The 6,481-nt window shown below is 35.2% G+C and carries 9 protein-coding genes; 1 reads left to right on the forward strand and 8 read right to left on the reverse strand.

Annotated features, from left to right (window positions below):
* Positions 1–13: 13 nt before the first annotated feature.
* Positions 14–853 (reverse strand): nucleoid occlusion protein, encoded by an 840-nt coding sequence (noc, locus tag CP368_RS04805; RefSeq protein WP_098036411.1) that lies wholly within the window; start codon positions 851–853, stop codon positions 14–16.
* 14 nt (positions 854–867) lie between these two features.
* Positions 868–1,590 carry a 16S rRNA (guanine(527)-N(7))-methyltransferase RsmG gene (gene rsmG / locus CP368_RS04810; protein WP_098043961.1) on the reverse strand — a complete coding sequence of 241 codons (723 nt, stop codon included), beginning with the start codon at positions 1,588–1,590 and terminating at the stop codon, positions 868–870.
* A gap of 161 nt (positions 1,591–1,751) precedes the next feature.
* On the opposite strand from rsmG, the gene CP368_RS04815 reads away from it, so the two are divergent.
* Positions 1,752–2,288 carry a CvpA family protein gene (locus CP368_RS04815; protein ID WP_025005912.1) on the forward strand — a complete coding sequence of 179 codons (537 nt, stop codon included), beginning with the start codon at positions 1,752–1,754 and terminating at the stop codon, positions 2,286–2,288.
* Positions 2,289–2,329: 41 nt separating this feature from the next.
* Here the strand turns inward: CP368_RS04815 and CP368_RS04820 are convergent, their stop codons facing one another.
* The 6 genes from CP368_RS04820 to CP368_RS04845 form a co-directional block, all read right to left on the reverse strand.
* Positions 2,330–3,259, reverse strand: coding sequence for an FAD:protein FMN transferase (locus CP368_RS04820; RefSeq protein ID WP_098043960.1), 930 nt, complete (start codon positions 3,257–3,259; stop codon positions 2,330–2,332).
* Positions 3,260–3,267: 8 nt separating this feature from the next.
* Complete coding sequence (locus CP368_RS04825; protein ID WP_098043959.1) at positions 3,268–4,059, reverse strand: tyrosine-protein phosphatase; 792 nt, start codon at positions 4,057–4,059, stop codon at positions 3,268–3,270.
* An 86-nt stretch (positions 4,060–4,145) separates the two neighbouring features.
* On the reverse strand, positions 4,146–4,694 hold the full coding sequence (locus CP368_RS04830; RefSeq protein ID WP_025005914.1) for an NADPH-dependent FMN reductase: 549 nt from the start codon (positions 4,692–4,694) through the stop codon (positions 4,146–4,148).
* Positions 4,695–4,707: 13 nt separating this feature from the next.
* Positions 4,708–5,247: an NADPH-dependent FMN reductase gene (locus CP368_RS04835; RefSeq protein ID WP_025005915.1), complete on the reverse strand. Its 540-nt coding sequence runs from the start codon at positions 5,245–5,247 to the stop codon at positions 4,708–4,710.
* A gap of 145 nt (positions 5,248–5,392) precedes the next feature.
* Entirely contained in the window at positions 5,393–6,016 is a 624-nt protein-coding gene (locus tag CP368_RS04840) for a TetR/AcrR family transcriptional regulator (protein WP_098043958.1), read from the reverse strand.
* A 124-nt stretch (positions 6,017–6,140) separates the two neighbouring features.
* Positions 6,141–6,383: a hypothetical protein gene (locus CP368_RS04845; protein ID WP_087176204.1), complete on the reverse strand. Its 243-nt coding sequence runs from the start codon at positions 6,381–6,383 to the stop codon at positions 6,141–6,143.
* Positions 6,384–6,481: the final 98 nt, after the last annotated feature.

Consider the following 6,481-nt stretch of genomic DNA (forward strand, 5'->3'; position numbering starts at 1 on the left):
TTTTCCATCCTTTCTACTTTCTCTTTAATTCAATGGTGATTTTGTAATCATCTGGATTTTTATCTTCTTTAATTTTAACTTTAATTCCTGAATCTTTAGCCAACTTAACAGCCTTCTTAATGGTATTAATTTGAACTTTAAGGTCCTTTGGAATGCGGTTAACAACACGCTTTTGTTCTGCTTTTTCCTTTTTCTTAGGTTGAGGATTAAAGTAAGCATCCACATCTTTAGCAATTTCTTCAGTTTGCTTTACATTTAAGCCTTTAGCTTCAATCTCAGCTAAAACTCGCTTTTGATCAGCATCATCAAGATTTAAAAGAGCACGGCCATGACGAGCAGTAATTTTTCCTTCAACCAAAGCAGTTTGCACGTCATCATCTAACTTAAGTAAACGCAACTTGTTTGCGACATATGATTGAGACTTACCCATATCTTTAGCCAAAGCAGTTTGAGTTAAATCATTTAATTTCATCAAATTAGTATAGGCTTTAGCTTCATCAATAGGATTCAAGTCTTCACGTTGCAAATTTTCAATTAAAGCAAGAGAAGCTGCTTGATCATCATTCATGTTTTTGACAATGGCAGGAATAGTCTCCCAGCCTAAACTCTTAGCAGCACGATAGCGACGTTCACCTGCAATAATCTCATAGTGATCATCACCATCTTCACGTACTACAATCGGTTGAAGCAATCCATCTTGATCAAGAGTATCCGCCAATTCCTTAATTGAATCATCAGAAAATTGACGTCGTGGTTGATATTGATTAGGAACAATCTTATCTAACTCAAGATCTTGAATTTGCTTATTCTTGGGGATTTCTTCATCATGATGCATAAAAGAAAATAATGACATTTTTCATCCTCCTATTAACATATTGGTTTACGCCGCGGCGTCCCCGCTTGACGAGGGTATTTCTTTGGCGTTTCTTTAACTTTTTTAACCAAAACCAAAGTTCTTTCTTCTGTAGTTCCTGGCAAAGTTAACTCTTCATCTTTAATTAATTTACCTCCGAGAACTGCAAGTGCCTTTTGTCCTTCATCCAGTTCATCTTCAGCTTTTGGTCCTTTAAGAGCTACAAAATAACCATCGTTTTTAACCAATGGTAGACAATATTCGCTTAAAACACTCATCTTGGCTACAGCCCGTGCAGTAACAATATCAAACTTTTCGCGATAAAGCTTATTTTGACCAACATCTTCAGCACGGCCATGAACTAACTCCACATTATCCAAATCTAATTTAGCAATCAAATCTTTCAAAAAAGTCAGCCTTTTAGCCAGCGAATCAACAATCGTTACTTTAAGAGATGGCTTTAAAATCTTTAATGGGATCGAAGGAAATCCGGCCCCAGCTCCGACATCACAAAGAGTAGCACCATCTTTAAAAACATCGCCAAAAACAAAGAGTGGCGTAACACTATCATAAAAATGTTTGAGATAAACTTCATTTTCTTCCGTAATTCGAGTCAAGTTAACATGTTCATTGACTTCAATTAAGAATTTAAAATAAAGTTTAAATTGCTCTTTTTGTTTATCAGTTAATACAAAATTATGTTTTGATAATTCTAAAATAAATTTTTCAGGATTCATTTTTCACCCGTGAAACCTTGTTTCACACTTCTAAATTTAACGCTAATTATACTTATTAGTAAAGAGAAATCGTCCTTACAATTATCAACTATTTCATTGCAATCGTCAAAGTTTTGTCGCATGCAAAATAGGGTATAATATTCCGCAAAGGAGAAATAAAAATGGTTGTTACTTTAATTGTTTTGGCTTACTTAGCTTATAAAGCCTATACAGGCTATAAAACCGGTTTTACCAGATATATTATTGGTTTAATTTGTTCCGCTATTGTCTTTATGGTCGCAATTTTTATGCAAAATCCGTTTGGCAATTGGCTTTACACCCAAGTTACAGGAGAAATGATTCGAAGCAATTCAACAACTAATGTTGAATTAATGATTGCACGTTTTGCTGCATTCTTCATTATCTTCTTCGTTGGTAAGATGATCATGAAAATATTTAAGGGCTGGATTCCTGCTAAAAATCCACATGCCACTAATCTTGGCAGCCTTTTAGACAATGTCTTAGGAGCTTTGGCATCCCTAGTAGCCAGTTACTTCGTAGTCTACGTTGTCTTGTCCATGTTCAATGCATTGCAAAATCCATGGTTCATGCAACAAACAATAGATTCTAGCTTCTTACGCTTCATTATCTACAGTACACCTGGACTTTCTAACGGCGTCTTCAACAGTATCTTCAACATCGGTAAGACCGTTGGTTAAACAAAATAGGACTAAACAAACAATTTGCTTAGTCCTATTTTTTATTGATTAAAATTATCATATTCAACATGTTCATCATTATAAACAAAAATTGCCCCAACACGGTCAGGATCACCATGCCAGCCTTTTAGCGGATGACCTGCAAAGAATAATCTCTTGCATTCAATTTCTGCTTCCACGGATGTTTTGGTAAAAGTAGTTACGCCTGCCAAATCCGTTTTTACAGGATAACCAGTTCTAGGATCGATTAAATGATGATACTTATGTCCATTAACTACTAAGTAACGCTCATACGTACCACTAGTCACAGCTGAACATTCTCCTACCATTACAGAGGTAATATTGTCGCCGCGAGGCTCTTTAGGATCTTGAATCCCAATCACCCATTTACCATTGTCTCGCTTAGGTGAATCGCCTACCAGAAGGATATTACCACCTAAATTAATAATCCCTGCTTCAACACCATATGCTAGCCATAAATCACGAATGCGGTCGGCGATCCAGCCCTTGGCAATACCACCAAGATCCAGTTCCATCCCCTTCATTTGAAGAAAAACAGTTTGATCTTGATCATTTAATTCCACCTTAAAAGGATTCGTCAGTAACATCTTATCTTTGATTTCTTCATCTTTTGGAACATGGGCACCTTTAAAACCAATGTGCCACAATTTTACTACTGGTCCAATTAAGGCATTAAAGCCAAAATTCTCTCTGCTTTTTTCTACGGCTAACTTCACTAGGCTGTAGACTGCACTTGAAACTTGAACAGGATGCTCACCTGAGGCATGGTTAATATCCATTACTTCAGATTGATCACGATTAACAGTAAAAATATCTTCATAATGATCAATTAAATCAAAAGATTTTTTCAACAGGCTTCGATCCTGTGTCCCAAATATTTGCAAAGTAATCGATGTACCTAAAGCATGGTGATGCCCTACTACTTGTTCTAATGCTAAATCTTTAATCATTTTAATTCCTAGTTTTCTAAATACAATTCACGTAATCTATCACGCAATTCCGACGTTACGCCAATTTTTTCTTTAAGATAATTATCGATACTACCGAAGTCTTTTTCAATTGCAATTAATGCAGTATCTAAAAATGCATCGGATACGGAACCTAAAATACGCATATTAGCACGGAAGCATAAATTTTCTCCTTCTTCTTGCATCTTTTTATCCCGTAAAGCACGATAGTCATTTAGCATATAATTTGAATATAAATAATCCTGCCTAATAGTTTCCATATCAACACCCAATAGGTAAAGAACAACTACGGTAACAATACCTGTTCTATCTTTACCTTCAGAGCAATGATACAACACTGCACCATCTTCAGTATTGGCTAAAACTTCTAAAATTTTATGAATACTATTTTGAGCGTGTTCTTTTAATACATGTGAACGATAGCGATCACACATCATTTTAAAGCCAGCATATTGGTCATGACGATAAATTTCAAATGTCTTAGCAAGGTCTTTTTTGCCTCCTTGCGTATTATCATCAGTCGAAATAGATAAATCAATGTGTTCTACGCCCGGAATTTTACTATCAGGCATCTTATGACACTCTAATGGCGAACGTAAATCAATGATTTTGGTCAAACCATAATCAAGCAAGAATTGCTGATCATGCAGCGTTATATTACTGATCTTCCCCGTTCTCAGTAAACGATGCATTTTTACTCTACGTCCATGATCACCAATATAGCCGCCCAAATCACGCGGATTACGAACTTGCTCTAGTGACAAAACAACTGGATTCACCATTTAATTCACCCCATTACATTTTTTGAGAAAAAACCGGATAGTTTTCTATCCGGTAATTTTACTATTGAGTTAGATAACTGGCAAAATTATTTATTTGCTTGTTCTACAAACTTAATGAAATTGTCCATCATTACATCTAATTGCTTGATGTAATCTTCATTTGAAAGATCACCAGTAGTTTTATCGAAGTTTCTTGCAGCGCCACCAATTAAGATTTCATTGCCTGGTAATACGTTGGCACTCATATCAGGTGAAAGCAAAATTTCTCGTGCATCTTCTTGAGCACGACTTGAACCTTGAATGCCGTATGATGTACCAACAACTGCTGCTGGCTTCATCTTCATTACGTCAGGGCCAGCATGTGAGCCAAGCCATTCAAGTGCACTCTTAAGAGCTGCAGGAATAGCATGATCATATTCAGGTGTTGTCAAGATTACGCCATCTGCATTCTTAATATCTTCAATCCAATTCTTGGTAGCTTCATCAGGTTCATCCGTTCTAGAGAAAGGCTTAATTTGATCAATTTCTTTAACTTCAAAATCAGCCTTATCTGCATAACGCTTAGCAATAAATTTTGCTAAAAAACGATTATATGAAAATGGAGCATTTGTACCAACGACTACTAATAATTTCATTTAAATAAGCCCCCTACTTAGTAAGTTGTGCATACCAATCATCTACTTCATCAAAGAAGTGATTCAAAAACTTAAGCGTACCTGGTTCGGTTAAATTGCCCTCTTCGTCAAATTGTTGTGGTGCAATTCCCATCATAAATTCATCGCCGTTAAATACGTGAGCACTAAAACCAGGAGCAGCCAAAATACTCTTTAAACGAGTTTGAGAACGAGCACCACCTTGAGGCATTGGTGAAGTTGAAACAATCACAACTGGCTTGTCATGGAAAGGATGAACTGAACTAGAAAGCCATTCAAGTGCACTCTTTAAAGCACTTGTAACTGAGTGTTGTTGCTCAGGAGAACCGATTAAGATCATGTCAGCCTCTCCTACTTTTTCGCCTAAATCTAAAATTTCTTTAGGAGCTTCAACACCTTCTTTAAACATTGGTAAGCCCTTAACAGTTGCAAAGTCGAAGTCGTATTTATAATCTAAATTTTTGATAATAACTTTGAGTAATTTTTCGTTAAATGAGTTATCTGCATTTGAACCAGATAAAGCGAGTACCTTCATAAAAACCACCTTTCGAAAATTCCTTTACTATATATAATTATAACTTAATGGCCACAAAAATAGCTGAATTTTAACAGCAAAAAAAGACACTCCACAATTGTGAAGCGTCTTTTTTCATTAAAAAGCACAGATGATTGATGAAATATTATGCTAAGTTATCCTTCAGAGATGCTTCGTCATCTGCAGCAAACATAGGATTTTCCTCAGTTTCGCTAAGACGATCGTTAAGCATTGCATCATGGATTTGAGCATTCAAAACATTAATAATTTGATTTTGGTTGAAACTTGCAATTTCGTTAACAACTAATGCAGCCATACCGGTAGTTGAAATCCAGTTAGCAATTACAATGTCATTAATCTTGTCTTTATCATATCCAGTATCAGGATATTGTTCATTAAACTTTTCAATTCCAAGATCCATCAAAGTATCAGCAATAATCTTGCTACCGAATTTACCATCAACAAACATTGCACGGAACAAGTTAACATGCTTTTGTGCAAAATCAATGTATGATAAATCCAAGTCGATTAAAGGCTCACCAGTAAACTTTTGTTGTAAAGTGTGAGTTCTTAAATCTGAAGAAATTTTCTTCAATACTTGATTACGAAGATCTCCCATATTATCGAATTCTAGATATAAAGGTTGGGTTGAAAAATGTCCTGCCTTAGCAATACTACGAGCAGTTAATCCTTCAATTCCACCTTTAATAGCCATCTTATAAGCGGTATCTAAAATCTTATCTTTGCTTATTTCTTTTTTTCTTGCCATTTTAATACACCTCAATCATTTGTTAAACATGTGCTTTTCAATACGCTTGTTATTTTTATCTTCATGTACATCATATATCCAATAAATAACAAATGCAAGCCTAAGCAATACATTTTTGTCATTTTTATAATCGCTTGAATAGCGATGATCCGTTGTCTCCAGTAAATTGATCATAATGTGATGACACCATTTCAATAACTGCTTGCTTATCTAATCCTTGTGCAGCACAAAATGAAAAGAAAGCTGCAGAAAGAATATAGCCCCGCTCACGATCGTCAGTCAGATTATCTGAAAATTTCATATTAATAGTATGATCTGCATAATCTGTCGTTAGCTCGATTGATTTATCTTCTGGTCCTTCGCTCATGTTAAGATCTCCTTTTTTTACATATTTTTAATATAATATAAAAATCGAAAATTGCAATTTCAAATTGAACACTTTTGAAAATTAAATTCTGTATATTG

Origin of the sequence: Lactobacillus sp. UMNPBX17 (genome assembly GCF_002553735.1) — a bacterium.
GTDB classification, from domain to species: Bacteria; Bacillota; Bacilli; order Lactobacillales; family Lactobacillaceae; genus Lactobacillus; species Lactobacillus gallinarum.

Excerpts from the sequence above, each read along its gene's own strand:
- noc (WP_098036411.1), bottom strand. The coding sequence starts at position 853 with ATGTCATTATTTTCTTTTATGCATCATGATGAAGAAATCCCCAAGAAT.
- rsmG (WP_098043961.1), bottom strand. The coding sequence starts at position 1,590 with ATGAATCCTGAAAAATTTATTTTAGAATTATCAAAACATAATTTTGTA.
- CP368_RS04815 (WP_025005912.1), top strand. The coding sequence starts at position 1,752 with ATGGTTGTTACTTTAATTGTTTTGGCTTACTTAGCTTATAAAGCCTAT.
- CP368_RS04820 (WP_098043960.1), bottom strand. The coding sequence starts at position 3,259 with ATGATTAAAGATTTAGCATTAGAACAAGTAGTAGGGCATCACCATGCT.
- CP368_RS04825 (WP_098043959.1), bottom strand. The coding sequence starts at position 4,059 with ATGGTGAATCCAGTTGTTTTGTCACTAGAGCAAGTTCGTAATCCGCGT.
- CP368_RS04830 (WP_025005914.1), bottom strand. The coding sequence starts at position 4,694 with ATGAAATTATTAGTAGTCGTTGGTACAAATGCTCCATTTTCATATAAT.
- CP368_RS04835 (WP_025005915.1), bottom strand. The coding sequence starts at position 5,247 with ATGAAGGTACTCGCTTTATCTGGTTCAAATGCAGATAACTCATTTAAC.
- CP368_RS04840 (WP_098043958.1), bottom strand. The coding sequence starts at position 6,016 with ATGGCAAGAAAAAAAGAAATAAGCAAAGATAAGATTTTAGATACCGCT.
- CP368_RS04845 (WP_087176204.1), bottom strand. The coding sequence starts at position 6,383 with ATGAGCGAAGGACCAGAAGATAAATCAATCGAGCTAACGACAGATTAT.